Genomic DNA, 18354 nt, shown 5'->3' on the forward strand with positions numbered 1-18354 from the left:
CAACAAACCTACGCACTTGCCGCAACACTCAAACCCCGGAACGCACGAGTGACATTGTTTCGCATGTGACTGGCCGGTTTGCCTGTGTCAGGTTAGCACCAGAAGCCGCCGGGCCGTCTACCTTTGCCGCGTGCCGCTCCGCCTGCTCCGTCATTCCGAACTCAACCTATCTGCCTGGGATACCTGCGTAAACCAAGCCGAGCAAGTGGTGCCTTACGCGCAAAACTGGTGGCTGCAAGCTACGGCCGGCCGCTGGGATGCTGTGGTGGAAATCGGCCGGCAAGGCGAGTATCTGGCCGTGCTGGCGCTGCCCTTCAAGCGCCGCCCTTGGGGCCGCGAAGTGTATCAGCCACCTTTCACGCAGCAATTAGGGCTATTAACCACGGCCGGCAGCCAGCACTTCCAGCTACCCGACTATTTGCTGGAAATGCAGCGCCAATACAATAGCTGCTATTTGCAACTGCATACCGAGCATGAGCTAGCCAGCGCCCCGCTTGGTTTCAAGCTAACCGAGCGCATCACGTACCACCTGCCGCTGGCCCCGAGCTACGCCATGCTGCACGCAGGCTATGCCGCTGACTACCGCCGCCGCCTGCGTATCAACGCCGAGGCGGCGCAGCCACTGGTTATTATTCCGACGGTAGATGCCGAGCCGCTCCTGACGCTTTTCCAGCAAACCAAAGGCGCTGCGGCTGGCCTAGGCCGCACCCACTATGCGAAGCTACGCCAGTTGATAGCCGCTGGGCAGCAACACAAGCAAGCCACGCTGCTGGAAGTGCGCCACCCCGAAACCGGCGAATTATTGGCCGGGGCGTTGTTTATGTTATTCCGCACCCGCCTGGTGTATTTATTTGCTGCTGCCTCAGAAGCCGGTAAAAAAGCTAGTGCGCCGTTGCTATTGCTCGACGCGGCCATTCAGCAGTATGCCGGCACGTCGGGCTTGGTCCTCGATTTTGAAGGCGGTATGATACCGTCAATTGCCCGTTTTTTCGCCAACTTCGGGGCTGTGCCCGTTCCGTATGCGGCCCTTTCCCTCACCCAACGTCCCTGGTATCTGCAATGGATCCGCTAAGCCCTACTACTCCCAACCTCTCCACTACCGAGCCCGATGCCCGCGTGCATGTGGTATGCGCCGAACCATCCGTAGCCAACCACTTTCTGGCCGAACTGCGCGACGTAGAAATTCAGCGCGACTCGCTACGGTTTCGCCGCAACCTCCAGCGCCTCGGCGAAATCATTGCCTACCGCATCAGCTCCGAGCTGAGCTATACCGACCAGACCGTGAAAACGCCGCTGGGAGAGTGCAGCAGCAAACAGCTCCACGACTTCCCCATTCTGGCCACCGTGCTGCGGGCGGGCCTGCCGTTTCACCAAGGCTTCCTCAACTATTTCGACCAGTCGCCTAGCGCGTTTGTAGCTGCCTACCGCGTCGAGGGAACGGCTCAGGTACAGGTGCAGGTTGATTATCTGTCGGCGCCGCGGCTTGATGAGCGGGTACTGATTCTGGCCGACCCCATGCTAGCTTCTGGCAAATCGTTGGTGCAAACGTACCGGGCCATGCTGCGCTTTGGCACGCCCCGGCAGGTGCATATTGCCGCCGTCATTGCCTCGCCCGAAGGCGTAGCTTACGTCACCCGCGAAATTCCCGAAGCTACGCTTTGGGTGGCCGCCATCGACGAAAAACTCAACGACCAAGCCTACATCGTGCCCGGCCTCGGCGACGCCGGCGACCTGTCGTACGGCAGCAAATTATAAGAGCCGCCGTACTCGGGCAAAGCGGTATATCATTTTGCCGTTACTTTTTCACTTGAAACCAATTTGGTGCTAGGCTTCTTTGTAACTTCGGGTTCGGCCTAGTAGCTAATCCTCTTTACCTGTTGCCTTCTTTCGTCTCGTGCTAGCTCACCTTCTCAAATACGCATCGGTTTTCCTGCTGGGCATGGTCAAGTTTGTAGCCGCTCCGGTGGCAGGAATTGCGGCCGGCTTACCTTTTGGGCTGATTTGGGTGCTGTCGGTAGCAGGTATGATGACGACCGTGGTGCTGGTTTCAGGAGTCGGTAAGATGTGGGCATTGCATTTGCGCCGCCGCCGCGAGGAGAAGGGTAAGCCGCTGTTCAGCCGTAAAAGCCGCCGCATCGTGGGTATTTTCCGGCGGTTCGGTATGGGTGGCATTGCCTTCCTGACGCCGATTCTGTTCAGTCCCATCGGCGGTACCGTCATTGCCACGCAGCTGCATGTACCACGCTGGCGCATTCTGGTGCACATGCTGTGGAGCGCCGTGCTGTGGGGCGCCGCCTTCACTATGCTTGCCATCCGTTTCAGTCACCTGGCCATCTTCCACCACTGAGCGCGGATTATGCAGATTGACGCGGAGTATTCAGATTTCGTGGACGATTTCATTCTTGCTTAGAGACGCAAAAACGAAACAGGCTTGCCAATTGGCAAGCCTGTTTCGTTTAATAGTAAGGGGTTCGGGTTGTCCACAAAATCCGGCTACTCCGCGTCAGTCTGCACAATCCGCGTTCCTATTTGCGGCGCCCTTTCGAGCGGGCAATAGCGGCTTTCACGGCTTTTACGGCGGGTTTGGAGGCGCTGCCTTTTGAAGGGCGGGCTTTGTTGCCTTTCTGGCTACGGTTGGGGCCTTCCACGTAGGTACGGCCGGTGCGCTTATCAATCGTGACGCCGGGTTTCACGTACTCTTTTCGCTCATGGAACGCGCCCTTGAAATTCGGGTCTTCGCGGCGGCGGCGCTCGTCCTGCTCGCGGTTCATGCTCTGTTGCTCCTCAAACGGCGTTTCCGCCACCTCCACCTCGGCCGGAAACGGCATCAGCGGAATCGGCTGCTTGATGAGCTCCTCAATCTGCGCAATGTGGTGCATTTCTGCCTCGTTGGCGAAGGTAATGGCTGCACCCGTGTGCTGCGCCCGGCCCGTGCGGCCAATGCGGTGTACGTAATCGTCGTAAATCAGCGGCACATCGAAGTTGATAACGTGACTCACTTCCGGTACGTCGATGCCGCGCGCGGCTACGTCGGTAGCTACCAGAAACCGCACTTCACCCGCCTTAAAGGCTTCCATGGCATTAATGCGCGAGTTCTGACCTTTGTTGCCGTGGATGGCGCGCACTTCGCCCGCAATTCGTCGGCCCAGGAAGTGCGCTACGTTTTCGGCGTGTATCTTGCTCCGCGTGAAAATCATCACCCGGTTGAAGGTAGCTTGGTCGCGGAGTAGGTAGCCGAGCAAGTTGATCTTAGTAACCAAATTGGGCACCTCATACAGGCTCTGGGTTACGTTGCTGGCCGAAGTAGCCGAAGGTGTCACCTCCACCCGCATCGGGAACTCCAGAAACTCCTCGCTCAGCACTGTCACCTTCTCTGCCATCGTGGCCGAGAACAGCGCGTTCTGGCGTTTGCTCGGAATAACTTCCAAGATTTTCCGAATCTGGGGCATGAACCCCATGTCCATCATCTTGTCGGCCTCGTCGAGCACAAGGTTCTTTAGTTCTTTCAACACCAAGTCGCCGCGCAGGTACAATTCCAGCAAGCGGCCCGGCGTGGCAATCAGAATATCCACGCCTTTGGCAATAGTTTCAATTTGAGTTTTCGGGCCCAAGCCGCCGTAAATAGCGAAAATGCGTAGGTCGGTATAGGTAGCTAGGCGCTTGAGGTGCGTTTCAATCTGCATGGCCAGCTCCCGAGTGGGAGCCAGGATTAGAGCCCGCGGGTTGGTGCCCTGGGCGTATTTCACTTTCATAAGCAGCGGCAACCCAAAGGCGGCCGTTTTGCCGGTGCCGGTCTGGGCAATGCCCAGCACGTCGTGGCCCGCTAGTAGCAACGGAATGGTTTGAACCTGCACGGGCGTTGGCTCCGTGAAGCCCGCTTCGGCCACGGCGGTAAGGAGTTGCTTGTTTAATTTGAAATCGGCGAAAGAAGCCGGTTGCGGCGTATCGGACATGAGTAAGAGGGGGTTACGGGGCGCAAAGGTACGCAACCTTGGGTCGGTAGCGACCCGGAAACTGTAAATAGCCCAGCTTTAGCCAGGAAGCAAGGGGCATGGCCGTAACAAAAAAAAGCGCCGAAAGCTTGCAAGTTCAGTGTCGTCCACTACTTTTGTAGCCGCAACACACCACATGGTAGATATAGCTCAGCTGGTTAGAGCGTCGGATTGTGATTCCGAAGGTCGTGGGTTCGAGCCCCATTATTTACCCTCTCTTGAAAGCCTCAGACGTATAGTCTGAGGCTTTTTTCTTTTTCAGCTAGTCGTTAGCTGCCAGCTTCTTACCGGGGTAGTAGGGGAGGGGCCGCAACAAAAAATGCGGTAGTGCGGAAGGATTTGGATATTTGTGACGTTGCAAGAAAAAATCTGACGGTTTGACTCACTTTTCCCCTTCCTAATATGAGTTTGGTTGTAATTGGCTCGGTTGCCTTCGATGCGTTGGAAACGCCGTTCGGTAAAACCGATAAAATCATTGGCGGTGCCGCCACCTATATTTCCCTCTCGGCTAGCTACTCGGTGAAGCCGGTGAAACTGGTGGCCGTCGTCGGCGACGATTTTCCGCAGTCGGATATTCTACTGCTCGAAGAGCACGGCGCCGATACCGAAGGGCTGCAAATCAAACAGGGCGAAAAGTCGTTCTTCTGGTCGGGCAAGTACTCCAACGACCTGAATTCGCGCGAAACGCTGGTAACCGAACTAAATGTACTAGCCGATTTCGACCCCATTATTCCCGACAGCTACCAGGATTGCAAGTACCTGATGCTGGGCAATCTGGCCCCGCAGGTGCAGCGCCTCGTGATTCAGCGCCTCGTGAATCGGCCCAAGCTCATTGTGATGGATACGATGAACTTCTGGATGGATGTGGCCCTGGACGAGCTAAAAACCACCATCGAAATGGTGGATGTGCTCAGCATCAACGATGAAGAAGCCCGGCAACTTTCGGGGCAGCACTCGTTGGTGAAAGCGGCCAAAATCATCATGGCCATGGGCCCGAAAACGCTCATCATCAAAAAAGGTGAGCATGGCGCGCTGCTGTTCTGCAAAAACAAAGTCTTTTTCGCGCCCGCACTGCCCCTGGAAGAAGTATTTGACCCCACCGGTGCCGGCGACACGTTTGCGGGCGGCTTCATCGGCTACCTCGCCGCCACCGACGACATCAGCTTCGAGAACATGAAGCGCGCCGTGGTACACGGTTCGGCTATGGCTTCGTTCTGCGTCGAGAAATTCGGTACGGAGCGCCTGCTAAACCTGACGCAGGAAGAAATTGAAGCCCGCGAACAGCAGTTTGCCGATTTGGTGGCAGTGGTGCCGGCTACGGCCGTTCAGAACGCATAGCGCTGCCGCATGTAAAGCTAGCCCGGTAAATAAAATGAAACCCTGACCACATAGTGGTTGGGGTTTTTTATTGCCGCAATTTCACGCAACCCTATGGCCCCGAGTTAGGTAGAACTACTATTCTATCCATCCACCCGTAACCCCCTACGGCCATGAGCATGAGCAAGAAACAAACCGACCTGACCAACGATAAAACGTCCGTCAACCCGGCAGCCAATACCAAAAAGAAAAGCACGCAGGTGCAAAGCCCCAACACCACCGATGTATCGGCCCACGGCAACACCACCGACGGCAACTCATCGGGTAGCAACAACATTCCGCCCATCCGCAATAACCCACAAGGCAACAAGCCGATGTCGGTAGATGGCGGCGGCAAAGGCCCAGGTAAAAACGCCGACTAGATTTTATATAGTGCCTAGTCACACAAAAAGCCCCGATGGACGAATCCATCGGGGCTTTTTGCTATTTAAGCAGCCTATGGCACTACCGTCAGGCGCACCACGCGGGTATCTACGTCACCGTTGTCGAAGAAATCCTGCTCGAAGAGGATGGTGCGGTTATCGAGCCAGCGGGGTTGGGTGCAGCCCCATTCCGTTTGCCGCTCCCAAAGCAGCCGTAGGCCATTCTCATCCGCCGCCCAAAGTTGCAGGCCGCTGGGTTCGTAACGTGCCAGCACATCGGAGTTGCCGCACACAAAGTGCTTCCCATCAGGGGCAACGGCTGGCGGACTCCAGATGCGGGTTCGGCGGCCGGTACGGTGGTCTACTAACAGGTAATAGCCGCCTTCATACAGCCGTACGGCCACCAGCCATTGCCGGATAGCCGGAATGCTGGCCACATATTCGTAGGCAATGTTGCGCGCTTCGTCTTCAGTGGGGTTGCTGACGAGGCTAATCGGTTTGGTTTTAGAGGGCCGCAGCCACAGCGTGTGTTTAGTGCGCTGAACTAACGGACCCGCTTTGCGCAGCCGCAGCCGCTCCTCAGCTTCAAAATCAAAAGCCTCTTCCTCTTCCGCCGTAGTTGGGTTCAGCGCAATGGTTAGGGTTTGCGGTAGTTTTTGGTACACCCCCCGCGACGCCTGATGGATAGGGAGCACTCGGCCGGGCAGTTGCACCAGCGTATCGAGGTGGCCAAGGCGGTAGATGCGCGGTGGTTGAGGACGTGGCAGCCGAACGACGGGCACAGTGGTAGGCACGCCGGGTTGGGCCCGCTCAGAAGGGCCTCGGAAAGAACAACCGAATAGGAGTATTGCCAGGGGCAGCACTACTATCACCGCACGAAGCCGGAACATGGGAGTAAGTGAAAAACCAAATGCTGTCTGTGCCTAGAACTCCTGCTTCAGCCAGCTACGGAAGCTGGCTTGCTGCTCGGGAGTGGCCACCGGCAGCTTTTCAATGGTAATCTTCGGCCAGAAATGCTGCCCTATCTGCGCCTGTAACGGCACTGTTAGCAGACGGTTTTGCCGAAACACGCTGACCTCATATTGGTCGGCGCCGCCAGCCAGCAGGCTGTGCAAGTTCATTTGCACGCGGCGGCCATTTACGGCCAGTATCTCGTCATCCACGGTGAGGCAGGCAGCAGCTGGCGAATCAGGCAAAATGTCGGTTACCTCAGTCCGCTCGTTCTTCACTACCGTCCGAAAACCGAATAGGCCTTCGGAAGGGGAGGCGTTTTCCTGCATCCGGAGTGTGCAGCCCACGAAGCTCAGCGCTTTGTCCAACGGTTCTTCCAGTGGTGCCGTGCCGTAAATAAACTTGTCGAAATACGCCTGCATGTCGCGCCCGGCTACTTCCGTTACAATCCGGATGTAATCCTGCTCGGTGTAGCCGATGCCGGTTTGGCCGAACTCTTCCCACAGCCGCCGCATCACGTCGTCGAGGGTGCGCTTGTGGTTGGAGAGGCGCCGTAGCGTGAGGTCGAGCAGTAAGGCCGCCAAGGCTCCTTTGTGGTACACCGATACTTTCCGGTCAGGCACACCGGCTTTGTAGCCATCCAGCCACAAATCCATGCTAGCGTCGGCCAACGATAGGTTGAAACGGCCGTAGTCGTCGTAGTGCTTGCGGAGTACGGTGTTTAGCTCCGCGAAATATTGCGCCGCTGTGCGCACCCCGGCGCGGGCCAGCAGGTACTCACCGTAGTAGGTGGTAATGCCCTCGGCAATGAAACAGGTGCGGAAGTAATTTTCCTTGGAGTAGTCGTACGGCTGCATTTCGGCAGGCCGGATGCTCTTGATGTTCCAAGCATGGAACAACTCGTGGCAGCTCACACCCAGCAGCTCCTTATATAACCCCTCCGTCATCAGCAGCTCGGCCGGACCCAGCGTAATAACGGTGGAGTTGAGGTGCTCAACGCCGTGGTAATGCTTGTAAGGCAGAATCTGGTTGAGGAAATGGTAGTCCTGCGCTGGAAACGAGCCGAACAAAGCCAACTGCTCGGCACTGAACGCTCGGAAGTCTGCTACTAGTCGAGCCCAATCCACGGGGCACTCGCCCTGAATCCAGATGTAGAAGGGGAGGCTCTCCACCTCGTAGTTGCGGTATTGCAGCGTTGGGCTGGCAATAAGTGGCGAATCAGCTAGGTGGTCGAAGTTCTGGGCTTGCAACGTATTCGGGCCGCTTTGAGGCAAGCCACAAGCTAGTTGCCAGCCGTCGGGGAGTTGTAGCTGCACTTGGCACGGCTCCTGTTGCCGTCCCTCAATGTACATGAAGCCCTGCACCGGATTCAGGTACAGCTGGCTCTCATCCAGCCACGAACCGCCAGCATCCATTTGGTGGGCGTAGAAATTATAATGGACCTGTACCGTCCGGCCTGCCGCGCCGGTTATTTCCCACCGGTCCTTGGTTAGCTTGCGCAAAGCCAGCACCTCTTGCGAGGCAGCATCGGTAGCTTCTACCCGCTGAATTTTCTGGGCGAAATTCTGAATCTCGTAGCGCCCAGGCCGCCAAGCCGGCAACTGCAATTCCAACGTCTCGGGTGCATCTTTCGGCACCTCGAAGGTCATTTGCAGTTGCACATAGAACGTAAGCGGGTTCTCAAACGAGACGTAATAGTGAATCATAGAAACGCGAAGCGGGCAAGCACAAAATCCGGTGTAAAGCTACGGCTATCCAAGGGAAGAATGTGGATAAATACCGGTCTTTGATACGAAGAAAGCCGGTGAGTTGACCACCGTAACCGGTGGAAAATCTTAGGGTTGCTAGGAAATCAATCAGTAAAAAAGTAGACGCGGGTTTTGCCTTTTCCAACTCAAGCGCGTACCTTTGCCGGCCTTACTTGTAACTGAGTCACTACCAATACCATGAAACGTACATTCCAGCCTTCGCAGCGCAAACGCCGCAACAAGCATGGCTTCCGCTCCCGCATGGAAACCGCCAACGGCCGCAACGTAATTGCCCGCCGTCGTGCCAAAGGCCGCAAGCGCCTGACCGTATCCGACGAAGGTCGTCACAAGCGCTAAGCGCCTGTGAGTAACCTGTTGCCGTCTGGCATTTCTTCCTCTGCTGAGGAGAAGCCAGAGGAGAAGGTTCGTTCGTATTCGTTCCCGAAAGAAGAACACCTGTGTCGCAAGAAGCTCATTGATGAGCTTTTCGGCCGGGGTTCTTCTTTTGGTTTATACCCATTGCGGCTCGTCTGGCTGCCCACTGAGGCCCCCGTTGCCACGCCGCCGCAGGTGCTAGTGAGCGTGAGCAAGCGCAGTTTCAAGCGCGCCGTGGACCGCAACGAGCTAAAGCGCCTCATGCGCGAAGCCTATCGCCTCAACAAGCACCGCCTCACCGAGGCCGATGGCGGCCACCCTATCGGGCAGTTGGCAATTATCTACACCGGGAAGGAAAAAAAGCCTTTCGCGCTGGTGGAAAAAAAATTAATTTCAGGGCTGGAGCGTTTATTAACTGAGCCTTACGTTGCGCCCGCAACGAAGGAGCGGAAAAAGCGTCCTTGAACTAGCTGCAACTCACGCTGTTGTTGTAGCACCATTTCACTTCAGCGTCTGGGGTTTCTTCTGCGGAGGGAGCGTGTGGCGGTGCGGTGTACACCCAGCCTTCGTATATGCGTAAAAGATCTATTGCAGCCGGTTTGCTTCTGGGAGGAGCCGCGCTGGTATCGGTTGCCGCTACCTCGTCCGACAACGAGCGTTACTTTGAAATAGCCAAGAACCTCGACATTTTCGCCACTCTTTTCAAGGAGGTGAACACCTATTATGTAGATGAGGTGCCGCCAGCTAAGCTGGTAAAAACGGGTATTGATGCCATGCTCAAGTCGCTGGACCCTTACACCAACTACATTCCCGAGGACGATATTGAGGATTTTCGCACCCTGACCACCGGCCAGTACGGCGGGATTGGGGCCGTAGTGGTGAAGCGTGGCGGCAAAACCGTAGTGCAAGCTGCCTACGAAGGGTATCCGGCCCAAAAAGCTGGTTTGCTGCCCGGAGACGAAATTATGACCATCAACGGCGTCAATGTTGATAAGAAGAACAACTCCGACATCAGCAAACTGCTGAAAGGTCAGGCCAATTCGCAGGTGAAGCTGATGGTAACGCGCTACGGGCAGGATGCGCCCGTGGAAATTAACATCACCCGCGACAAAATTCAGGTGGACAATGTGCCATACTACGGCATGCTCACCAATGATATTGGCTATTTCCAGTTGTCGGGCTTTACAGTAGATGCGGGCAAGGAAGTACGCATGGCGCTGACTAAGCTAAAAGAGCAAGGCGCCAAGAAAATCGTGTTCGACATTCGGGACAACCCTGGTGGTTTGCTCAATGAGTCGGTCAATATCTCCAACCTGTTTGTTGATAAGGGCCTTGACATTGTGAGCACTAAGGGCAAGGTAACGGAGTGGAACAAGACCTATAAAGCCCTCGACGTACCGTTTGATACCCAGATTCCGGTGGTAATTATCACCAGCAACCGGTCGGCATCGGCTTCCGAAATTGTGTCGGGAGTATTACAGGACTACGACCGGGCCGTGGTGGTAGGAGAGCGGACCTTCGGGAAGGGCCTCGTGCAGGCTACCCGGCCGCTGAGCTATAACTCGCAGCTGAAAGTGACCACCGCTAAATACTACATCCCAAGCGGCCGGTGCATCCAGGAAATCGACTATGCGCACCGCGCCGATGACGGTACGCTGGGCAAAGTGCCCGACTCGTTGCGCACCGCCTTTAAAACCCAAGCTGGTCGCACCGTGTACGACGGCGGCGGCGTAGCACCCGACGTGGAAGTGATGGACCGCGAAATTGCTGACATCACCCGAGTACTGCTGCAAAAGAGTTACCTCTTCGACTACGCCACCCGCTACCGCGCCGAGCACCCGACCATTGCCCCAGCCAAGCAGTTCAAACTTAGTGACACTGACTACCAGAAGTTTCAGGATTTCTTGAAGGGTAAGGACATCAGCTATAGCACCGACGCCGAAAAAGCCATCAACGACCTCACTAAGAAGGTGAAGGAGGAGAAGCACTACGACGACGTGAAAGTGGAGCTGGAGGCCATGCGCCGTAAAGTAAGCACCAACAAAAGCAACGATTTAGTGCGCTTCAAGCCCGAAATCAAGGATTTGTTGGAGCAGGAAATCGTGTCGCGCTATTACTTCCAGAAAGGTCAGATTGAAGCCACCTTCGACGATGACCCCAACATCCTGATGGCTATGAGCGTCCTCAATGACCCCAACCGCTACGCTGCGCTGCTTCGCCCCAACGGCCGCGCCGCCAGCGCTACTAAGGGTGCCGGCACGGTGAAGTAGAGGGACTGATTAAGAATGAAAAAGCAGGTTCTTCGGGCCTGCTTTTTATATATAATACTCAATCGATGGTTACTCATCTTGTCATTGATAAGCTCACTGATAACTTCCGAGTAAGAACCAGAGCCAAAATGTATTACGAAACCAGACCTTCTGAATGGTCGAATTGGTTTCTTATACCAGTAAGTAATTACCTTGAAGCATCCAGCTCTGGACCTTGCTCAATAGAAGAAGTGGAATGGATAGAAATACATCCAATTGTAGTAACACATGTTGGATGTTTGGTAAAGCCTTTGATTCGTAGCTACAGAAATGAAATTAGGGAGCAGCTAGAATCTGAAGGGATTCGGTTTGAAATGCAAGAGCAAATGGTTAGAGTGTTTTTGAGCTGAAGATGCAAAACAGCTAAGCCCATATCTTTGCATTATGCCTAACCTCGTCCTCTCGCTCGAAACTTCGTCTGCCATCTGTTCTGTGGCCTTGCACCAACTAGAGGATGGTACGTTGGTGGGCCAGTCGGAACTGCGGCTGGAAAAGTCGCACTCTTCGCACCTAAGTGTACTGGTGAGCCAATTGCTGGAAAACAGCCAGTATACCTTGCAGGACGTAGCCGCTGTGGCTGTTTCCGATGGTCCGGGCTCTTACACTGGATTGCGGATTGGGGCAGCGGCGGCTAAGGGGCTGTGTTTCGCGCTGGATATTCCGTTGGTAGCCGTGAATACCTTACAGGCACTGGCCCAACAGGTAGCCGCCGTTACTGCCCGCCCCGAAACTGTGCTGTTCTGCCCCATGCTCGATGCCCGGCGGATGGAAGTGTATGCGGCCATATATACCCACAGCGGCCAAGAAGTATTGGCCCCCACGCCGCTGGTGCTGGATTCTGATACGCTGGCCGAACAATTAGCCCACCACCAGTTGTTATGCTTTGGCAACGGCGCGGCAAAGTTTCAGCCGCTCGTCGCCAACAATTCCAACGCGAGCTTCTTGGTGGGCATCGAGCCCTCGGCAGTAGCGGTAGGAGTGTTGGCGGTGGAAGCGTATCAGCGCCACGAGTTTCGGGACGTCGCGTATTACGAGCCGTTCTATTTGAAAGAAGTATATACCACCACACCGAAAAGCAGAACCTAGACTGCGAGAGAGTGAAACCGAGCCTACACTGTCTGACTTACACTATAGTCTCCGCTCTAACCTCTCAATTCTTACTCATATAATAGTATGGAAGATACCCTCATCAACCGTGTTGCCACCAGCGCCCTGACCACGCTCAATCTGGAGGAGTTCATTCATCCGGGCGAGCGGGTGGTATATGATATCAAGGATAACTTATTCCACGGCCTGATGCTTCGTGAAAAGGACTTCCGCGAATTCATCAAAACCCACGATTGGAGCCAATATGATGGGAAGAACGTGGCCATCATCTGCTCTGCCGACGCCATTGTGCCCACTTGGGCCTATATGCTGCTGGCCAGCAAGTTGCAAGGTCACGCGCACCGCTACGTATTCGGCAACTTGGAAGCACTGGAGCAGGAGTTGTTCCACGAAGCCATTGCCGGCATCAACACCGAAGAGTACCGCGACGCGAAAGTGGTGGTAAAAGGCTGCGGCGAAAAGCCCGTGCCTACCTACGCCTACGTGGCCATCATGCAGAAGCTGCTGCCCGTTACGTCCAGCGTTATGTATGGCGAGCCGTGCAGTACCGTGCCGCTCTACAAGCGCCCCAAAGGCGCATAAAGCAGCTAGTCGGCAGCAAATTCGATTTACTTAGTTAAAGGCTGAGCCCTGCGTTGCTAGACGCAGGGCTCAGCTTTTTTATGGGTGATACAGTCGGAGTAGCAACTGAGCAGCTTGTGGCCGCTTGCATGAAGACAATCAGCACAACTTCGCATCTTTAGCTCCACAATCTGCTTTCTATGGCTCAACCGTCCGCTACTACCTACAAAATAGGCCTCACAACTGGCGTCTCCATTGTGGTGGCCAATATGGTAGGCACAGGGGTTTTTACCAGCTTAGGGTTTCAACTGTTCGATATCCAAAGCGGCTTTGCGCTGCTGATGCTGTGGGCCGTGGGCGGGCTGATTGCGCTGTGCGGCGCGCTGAGCTACGGCGAGTTGGCCGCCGCCATGCCTCGTTCAGGTGGGGAGTATCACTTTCTGTCCCGCATTTATCATCCGGCCGTGGGCTTCTTGTCGGGTTGGGTTTCCGTCACGGTGGGCTTTGCGGCTCCTACGGCGCTGGCAGCAATGGCCCTTGGCAAATACGCCAAAAGCGTGTGGCCCGCCTTGCAGCCTGAGTGGCTGTCGGTAGGGGTAGTGCTGGTGCTGACGGCGGTGCATGCTACGAGCCGGCAAGCTGGTAGCCGGCTGCAAGTGGCCGTTACTACGCTCAAGGTGATAGTTTTAGTGGCTTTTATCGGTGTTGGGCTACTAATGGCGACTCCTCAGCCTATCGTTTTCACTCCCACGGCAATTGGATGGCGAGAAATGCTGAGTCCTGCGTTTGCCGTGTCGTTGGTGTACGTCTCGTACGCGTATTCGGGCTGGAATGCGGCGGTGTACCTTACGGGCGAAGTAACCGAGCCCCAGCGTAACCTGCCCCGCATCCTGCTGATAGGTACGGCCGCCGTACTCCTATTATATGTAGCGTTGAATTTCGTGTTCCTGTATTCAACGCCCGTTGCCAGCTTGCGCGGCCAGTTGGAAGTTGCCTTTGTGGCTGCTACGCAGCTTTTCGGGCCGATAGGTGGGCGGCTGATGGGCGGTATCATTGCGGCCTTGCTCCTGTCCACCATCAGCTCCATGATTTTTGCTGGCCCGCGCGTGGTGCAGGTAATGGGGGAGGACCTACCAGCTCTGGCCGCACTGGCCAAGCGCAGCCGCGCCGACATTCCGGTGCGGGCTATGCTGTTCCAAACCATACTCACGCTGCTGTTTATTATCACCTCCACTTTCGAGCAGGTGTTGCTGTACGCAGGCTTCGTGCTGAGTTTGTTCACCTTTCTCACCGTGCTGGGCCTATTTGTACTACGAGTACGCCAGCCCGACCTGCCGCGCCCGTACCGCGCCTGGGGATACCCCATCACGCCTCTACTCTTCTTGCTGCTCAATGGCTGGACACTCTGGTTTATCGTCCACGACAAACCCGCCGAGTCGTTGTATGGCCTGCTGACAGTAGGAGTGGGACTAGTCGTTTACTTTGTAAGCCTGCGCCGCCAGCAAGCAACATAAGCCTCGGTTTGGGCCGGCTTGCCGCCGTGGGCTACCAGTTCAGGCATAATTGATTTCCCTTTAGCAAGTCGCCAACTGCCTAGAAATACACGGCAACAGCTACTGCCCACCCCCGAATCAGCAAGCTCAACCAGTATTCAGTACCTTTCGCCTCTCACCAATTCACTGTCCCGATGCGTTTTCCAGCTTGGCAACTCGTGCTGCCAACCGTTCTAACCTTGCTCACCGCCTGCTCCGAGCAGAAAAAGCCGCAAACCGAACAAGCCCAGCCCGCCGCTCCCGCTACGCCGGTCGATACCATTGCCCGCGCGCCCGCTAAGCCCGCTCGCCCCGATACTTCCTACGTGCACGACGTAGCCGCTTTCCTGGCCGGCCAGCGTGTCAGCAGCCAGAGCAAGCTGCAACCCCTCACTACCCAATCCGCCTGGCAGGCTTTTGCCACCGATGCCAGCAAGAGTTGGGACACGTACAACGCCACCCGCACCAGCAAAATTGAAGCCTGGGCTGCCACTGAACTGGATTCGGTGCGCGCCGCCAGCCCTACTATCTTTTACCCGTTCAGCGGCCCCGATCTGCTGAACGTAGTAACCATGTTCCCTGATAGCAAAACCTACGTGCTGCTTGGCTTGGAGCCCGTTGGGTCGGTGCCGGATGCCAGTATGCTGGAGAACCCCAAGCTGTATCCGGCCGTGAAAGCCTCGCTTTGGTCGGTGCTCAACTTCAGTTTCTTCCGTACCAACGACATGGCAGTGGAGTTGAATGCCCGGAATGCGAAGAAGGCACCAGTAAAAAACACGCTTGATACCACTGCCGCTAGCAAGCCTACCAAGGCAGTAGTACTCGATGGCACACTGCCCCTCATGCTGCTGTTTGCCGCCCGTACCGGCCATCAGGTGCAAGCCGTCCGCTATGTGCAGCTCGATAAAGAAGGCCAATTGCTTGACGCCGACAGTGCCGTTGTGCAGAAACCCAGCCTCAAAACCGTGCCCGGCGTTGAAATGGTTATGCTCAATAAAGCGGGCGTCGAACAAAAGGTGTATTACTTCTCCGCCGATATCAGCGACTGGAAGATGGGCACCACCAACGATGCGGTTATCAAGTACGCGCAAAGCCTCGGCGAGCTAACCACCTACGTGAAGTCGGCTACGTACCTGATGCACAAGTCGTATTTCAGCAAAGTCCGCAACCTGATTCTGGACCGCAGCAACTACGTGCTGCAAGATGATTCCGGCATTGCGCTCAAGTATTTCCGCCCCACCGAGTGGCAACTGACCTACTACGGGACCTACAAGCGCCCCATCAACCTGTTCGCCAATCATTACCAGCCCGCCATGACGGCCGCCTACGCCGATACCGTGCACCGGCCGCGCCCGTTACCGTTCGGTACCGGCTACAACTGGCGCCAAAACGATTCTAACTTGCTGTTAGCGCACCGGCAAAAGCCTCTGTAAGTCGTGTGCCATTGATGCTACCTACCGTAAAAAGAGCTGCGACTACTACTCGCAGCTCTTTTGCATTGCAGTGTACTCTATATATAATAGAGATACTCAGCTACAATCTCCCGCTCACCATTCTTATAATAGTATGCCTCGCCAATTCTCAGCTGTCTTTCTGTGTGCGCAACTGCTGGCTGCCTTATTGGTGCTCCCCCTGCCAAGTGGCGCCCGGTCAGCAGCGCCAACTAGTAGCCAGACAATCCGCATTCCCAACAGCCCCTTGCTTGACAGCCTGCTGCGGGCCGATGGTCGTCTGGCATCGGTAGTAGGACAGGCTGCTAAATACGAGTTGCAAATTATCTACACTCAAATTAATCGGGACGCTGAAAACCAGCCGCATTTTATTCAGCACGACTTTCGCCTCGATGCGCGCCAATACTTTAACCCTGCCAGCTTAGTGAAGCTCCCGGTAGCAGCTTTGGCGTTAGAAAAGCTGAATCGTTTGCACCAGCCCGGCCTTACCCGCCGCAGCCCTATGGTTACCCGCACGGCTTTCCGCTGCCAAACCGCCGCCCCCTACAACCCCGCCGCCGATTCCGATAGAGTTAATACCGTTGGCAACTACATCAAATGCATGTTACTGGTCAGCGACAACGCTGCCTATAATCGGCTCTATGAGTTCCTCGGTCAGCGGCCCCTCAACGAACGACTAGCCCAGCTAGGTTATCCCAACAGCCGCATTACTCGCCGTTTCGCTCCCTGCGACACTGCCGCCAACCGCCACACCAACCCCATCGACTTCCTAGATGCCAGTGGCCAACCTATCTACCAGCAGCCCGCCGCCTATAATCCAGTGCCTTTCACTTCTCCCTTGGGCCGCATTACCAAGGGCCGCGCCTATCAGGCAGGTGGCCGCATCATCCAGCAGCCCTACGATTTCACCACCGCCAATTACCTCCCGCTCCAAAACGTCACCGATATTTTGAAGGCAGTGCTCTTCCCCGAAGCTACTCCTGCCACCCAGCGCTTCGACCTCACTCCCGATGATTATGCGTTTCTCCGGTATTATCTCCACCGTACGCCCCATGGTGCGGAGTATGAGTCGTACCGCTCCAAGCAATTTTTCGATGCTTATAAGAAATATCTCTACTACGGTCGTTCCCCACTAGCTTCCACCGACTCCACAATGCGCATGTATAATGTAGTCGGCATGTCCCACGGTTACCTAGCCGATGTGGCCTATTTTGTGAGCCCCAGTCAGCAGGTGGAGTTCCTGCTTAGTGCTGTGCTCTACGTTAATCAAGACGGCATCATCAATGATGGGGCCTACGAATACAGCAGCATTGGTCTGCCTTTCCTTGCGCAGCTAGGGCAATCTATTTACCAATACGAAGCTAATCGGCCCCATAATCAAGCCAGCCAGCCTATATCTCCTTTCTCGCCCGAAGTAATTCGGTAGAAAATAAGTGCTCCCGTGCGAACCTATTGCTGCCCCTAAGTGGTTAGTCAACAGCGTAGTTATTCCTGCTGTTAATAAATGCGAAGGAAGAAGTGCTTAATTGAAACAGCGTTCTTTTCAGGATGGCACTTGCATAAGTAAAAACGGCCTCCTACTTTTGCACTCCCAATTCGAAACGCGGATTGAAGTCCTTCTGAAAAAGACTCTGAACACTGGAATCTTTTTGCTTTACTACTTGTCTCAGGCAAGAAGAAAAATAAAAAAGAAAGTGCTTGTTCAGCTAGAAATAATCCTCTTATCTTTGTGCGGCTAACTCAAAAGGAGTTGACTGAGGTGAAGGAAAATAATTGGTTTCTAGTCTTTGAATGAAGAAAAAAGGTTGTTAGCTTTGCAACTCGTTAGGAACAAGCAAAAGTAACTGCATCAGAAAAATTATAAAAAAAATCTGAAAAGCACTTGCTCCTGAAGAAACCCTGACTACCTTTGCAACCCGCTTCGGTCGGAAGGGGAAATAAGAGAAGAACAAGCAACGAGACAAGAAAATAAATTTCCCTTTTTTCTTGCAAATCGAAAAAAGCTTCTTACCTTTGCAACCCCGAACGGAACGACGCTCGGCATAACAACAAGACCGGCAGCCACTTGAGGCTACCACACGGTTCTTCCAACGGGAGGAACACACGTTCTTTGAATGGATGGAAATGACAAATTGGTAAGCTCGCTCACTTCTTTTAGAAGTGTAGCGAGAGACGCGTAACACGTAAGAACTAAGTTCTTGCAACAACGAGTCGGATCAGCACTCGACATCAGCTTACTTTCGAGTAAGTGTAGAAAATTTATACAATGGAGAGTTTGATCCTGGCTCAGGATGAACGCTAGCGGCAGGCCTAATACATGCAAGTCGAACGGGTGTAGCAATACACTAGTGGCGCACGGGTGCGTAACGCGTAACCAACCTACCTACAACTGGGGGATAGCCCGCCGAAAGGCGGATTAATACCGCATATACCGGCAGCCTGGCATCAGGGAACTGGGAAAGATTTATTGGTTGTAGATGGGGTTGCGTAGCATTAGCTAGATGGCGGGGTAACGGCCCACCATGGCGACGATGCTTAGGGGACCTGAGAGGGTGATCCCCCACACTGGCACTGAGATACGGGCCAGAC

The 18354-nt window shown here is 55.0% G+C and carries 17 protein-coding genes, 1 tRNA gene and 1 rRNA gene; 16 read left to right on the forward strand and 3 right to left on the reverse strand.

Features of this window, described 5'->3' with window-relative positions; translation table 11 throughout:
• Nucleotides 1-130 precede the first annotated feature (130 nt).
• The 3 genes from G536_RS0120570 to G536_RS29135 all read left to right on the forward strand — a co-directional run bounded on the left by G536_RS0120570 (nucleotide 131) and on the right by G536_RS29135 (nucleotide 2347).
• Nucleotides 131-1072, forward strand: a complete 942-nt coding sequence (locus tag G536_RS0120570; RefSeq protein ID WP_022825494.1) for a GNAT family N-acetyltransferase — start codon at nucleotides 131-133, stop codon at nucleotides 1070-1072.
• Nucleotides 1060-1755: a uracil phosphoribosyltransferase gene (gene upp / locus G536_RS0120575; RefSeq protein ID WP_022825495.1), complete on the forward strand. Its 696-nt coding sequence runs from the start codon at nucleotides 1060-1062 to the stop codon at nucleotides 1753-1755. The genes G536_RS0120570 and upp overlap by 13 nt, the downstream gene beginning before the upstream one ends.
• Nucleotides 1756-1939: 184 nt before the next feature.
• Nucleotides 1940-2347, forward strand: a complete 408-nt coding sequence (locus G536_RS29135; RefSeq protein WP_071837786.1) for a hypothetical protein — start codon at nucleotides 1940-1942, stop codon at nucleotides 2345-2347.
• Nucleotides 2348-2525: 178 nt separating this feature from the next.
• Here G536_RS29135 and G536_RS0120585 read toward each other — a convergent pair whose 3' ends face one another.
• Nucleotides 2526-3953 carry a DEAD/DEAH box helicase gene (locus G536_RS0120585; protein ID WP_022825497.1) on the reverse strand — a complete coding sequence of 476 codons (1428 nt, stop codon included), beginning with the start codon at nucleotides 3951-3953 and terminating at the stop codon, nucleotides 2526-2528.
• Nucleotides 3954-4131: 178 nt separating this feature from the next.
• On the opposite strand from G536_RS0120585, the gene G536_RS0120590 reads away from it, so the two are divergent.
• The 3 genes from G536_RS0120590 (at nucleotide 4132) to G536_RS0120600 (ending at nucleotide 5731) form a co-directional block, all read left to right on the forward strand.
• Nucleotides 4132-4205, forward strand: a tRNA-His gene (locus tag G536_RS0120590).
• Between the two features lie 189 nt (nucleotides 4206-4394).
• A complete protein-coding gene (locus G536_RS0120595; protein ID WP_022825498.1) occupies nucleotides 4395-5330 on the forward strand; it encodes a PfkB family carbohydrate kinase in 936 nt (311 codons plus the stop codon).
• A 158-nt stretch (nucleotides 5331-5488) separates the two neighbouring features.
• Nucleotides 5489-5731, forward strand: a complete 243-nt coding sequence (locus tag G536_RS0120600; protein ID WP_157530812.1) for a hypothetical protein — start codon at nucleotides 5489-5491, stop codon at nucleotides 5729-5731.
• 74 nt (nucleotides 5732-5805) lie between these two features.
• Here G536_RS0120600 and G536_RS0120605 read toward each other — a convergent pair whose 3' ends face one another.
• A complete protein-coding gene (locus G536_RS0120605; protein ID WP_022825500.1) occupies nucleotides 5806-6621 on the reverse strand; it encodes a hypothetical protein in 816 nt (271 codons plus the stop codon).
• 33 nt (nucleotides 6622-6654) lie between these two features.
• The gene (locus tag G536_RS0120610; RefSeq protein WP_022825501.1) at nucleotides 6655-8388 is read right to left on the reverse strand and encodes a M61 family metallopeptidase; all 1734 of its coding nucleotides are present in this window, start codon (nucleotides 8386-8388) and stop codon (nucleotides 6655-6657) included.
• A gap of 240 nt (nucleotides 8389-8628) precedes the next feature.
• On the opposite strand from G536_RS0120610, the gene rpmH reads away from it, so the two are divergent.
• The 10 genes from rpmH to G536_RS0120660 all read left to right on the forward strand — a co-directional run.
• On the forward strand, nucleotides 8629-8787 hold the full coding sequence (rpmH, locus tag G536_RS0120615; RefSeq protein WP_019948384.1) for a 50S ribosomal protein L34: 159 nt from the start codon (nucleotides 8629-8631) through the stop codon (nucleotides 8785-8787).
• Between the two features lie 6 nt (nucleotides 8788-8793).
• Complete coding sequence (locus G536_RS29140) at nucleotides 8794-9270, forward strand: ribonuclease P protein component (RefSeq protein WP_245575866.1); 477 nt, start codon at nucleotides 8794-8796, stop codon at nucleotides 9268-9270.
• Nucleotides 9271-9377: 107 nt separating this feature from the next.
• Complete coding sequence (locus G536_RS29145) at nucleotides 9378-11075, forward strand: S41 family peptidase (RefSeq protein WP_051167052.1); 1698 nt, start codon at nucleotides 9378-9380, stop codon at nucleotides 11073-11075.
• Nucleotides 11076-11140: 65 nt separating this feature from the next.
• Nucleotides 11141-11464, forward strand: a complete 324-nt coding sequence (locus G536_RS33115; RefSeq protein WP_425402141.1) for a DUF6678 family protein — start codon at nucleotides 11141-11143, stop codon at nucleotides 11462-11464.
• Nucleotides 11465-11498: 34 nt separating this feature from the next.
• Complete coding sequence (gene tsaB / locus G536_RS0120630; RefSeq protein ID WP_022825504.1) at nucleotides 11499-12200, forward strand: tRNA (adenosine(37)-N6)-threonylcarbamoyltransferase complex dimerization subunit type 1 TsaB; 702 nt, start codon at nucleotides 11499-11501, stop codon at nucleotides 12198-12200.
• Between the two features lie 87 nt (nucleotides 12201-12287).
• Nucleotides 12288-12803, forward strand: a complete 516-nt coding sequence (locus G536_RS0120635; protein WP_022825505.1) for a DUF2480 family protein — start codon at nucleotides 12288-12290, stop codon at nucleotides 12801-12803.
• A 179-nt stretch (nucleotides 12804-12982) separates the two neighbouring features.
• Nucleotides 12983-14296 carry an APC family permease gene (locus G536_RS0120640; RefSeq protein WP_022825506.1) on the forward strand — a complete coding sequence of 438 codons (1314 nt, stop codon included), beginning with the start codon at nucleotides 12983-12985 and terminating at the stop codon, nucleotides 14294-14296.
• Nucleotides 14297-14493: 197 nt separating this feature from the next.
• Nucleotides 14494-15747 carry a hypothetical protein gene (locus G536_RS29150; protein WP_169515135.1) on the forward strand — a complete coding sequence of 418 codons (1254 nt, stop codon included), beginning with the start codon at nucleotides 14494-14496 and terminating at the stop codon, nucleotides 15745-15747.
• Between the two features lie 133 nt (nucleotides 15748-15880).
• Complete coding sequence (locus G536_RS29155) at nucleotides 15881-17191, forward strand: serine hydrolase (RefSeq protein ID WP_084708735.1); 1311 nt, start codon at nucleotides 15881-15883, stop codon at nucleotides 17189-17191.
• 837 nt (nucleotides 17192-18028) lie between these two features.
• Nucleotides 18029-18354: ribosomal RNA gene (locus tag G536_RS0120660) — 16S ribosomal RNA — on the forward strand; the annotation flags it as partial.

It is taken from the genome of Hymenobacter norwichensis DSM 15439 (assembly GCF_000420705.1).
In the GTDB taxonomy this organism is placed as follows: domain Bacteria; phylum Bacteroidota; class Bacteroidia; order Cytophagales; family Hymenobacteraceae; genus Hymenobacter; species Hymenobacter norwichensis.

What these genes read in the sequence shown, in the direction of transcription:
- upp (WP_022825495.1), top strand. Translation starts at nt 1,060, where the DNA reads ATGGATCCGCTAAGCCCTACTACTCCCAACCTCTCCACTACCGAGCCC.
- G536_RS29135 (WP_071837786.1), top strand. Translation starts at nt 1,940, where the DNA reads ATGGTCAAGTTTGTAGCCGCTCCGGTGGCAGGAATTGCGGCCGGCTTA.
- G536_RS0120585 (WP_022825497.1), bottom strand. Translation starts at nt 3,953, where the DNA reads ATGTCCGATACGCCGCAACCGGCTTCTTTCGCCGATTTCAAATTAAAC.
- G536_RS0120595 (WP_022825498.1), top strand. Translation starts at nt 4,395, where the DNA reads ATGAGTTTGGTTGTAATTGGCTCGGTTGCCTTCGATGCGTTGGAAACG.
- G536_RS0120600 (WP_157530812.1), top strand. Translation starts at nt 5,489, where the DNA reads ATGAGCAAGAAACAAACCGACCTGACCAACGATAAAACGTCCGTCAAC.
- G536_RS0120605 (WP_022825500.1), bottom strand. Translation starts at nt 6,621, where the DNA reads ATGTTCCGGCTTCGTGCGGTGATAGTAGTGCTGCCCCTGGCAATACTC.
- G536_RS0120610 (WP_022825501.1), bottom strand. Translation starts at nt 8,388, where the DNA reads ATGATTCACTATTACGTCTCGTTTGAGAACCCGCTTACGTTCTATGTG.
- rpmH (WP_019948384.1), top strand. Translation starts at nt 8,629, where the DNA reads ATGAAACGTACATTCCAGCCTTCGCAGCGCAAACGCCGCAACAAGCAT.
- G536_RS29145 (WP_051167052.1), top strand. Translation starts at nt 9,378, where the DNA reads ATGCGTAAAAGATCTATTGCAGCCGGTTTGCTTCTGGGAGGAGCCGCG.
- G536_RS33115 (WP_425402141.1), top strand. Translation starts at nt 11,141, where the DNA reads ATGGTTACTCATCTTGTCATTGATAAGCTCACTGATAACTTCCGAGTA.
- tsaB (WP_022825504.1), top strand. Translation starts at nt 11,499, where the DNA reads ATGCCTAACCTCGTCCTCTCGCTCGAAACTTCGTCTGCCATCTGTTCT.
- G536_RS0120635 (WP_022825505.1), top strand. Translation starts at nt 12,288, where the DNA reads ATGGAAGATACCCTCATCAACCGTGTTGCCACCAGCGCCCTGACCACG.
- G536_RS0120640 (WP_022825506.1), top strand. Translation starts at nt 12,983, where the DNA reads ATGGCTCAACCGTCCGCTACTACCTACAAAATAGGCCTCACAACTGGC.
- G536_RS29155 (WP_084708735.1), top strand. Translation starts at nt 15,881, where the DNA reads ATGCCTCGCCAATTCTCAGCTGTCTTTCTGTGTGCGCAACTGCTGGCT.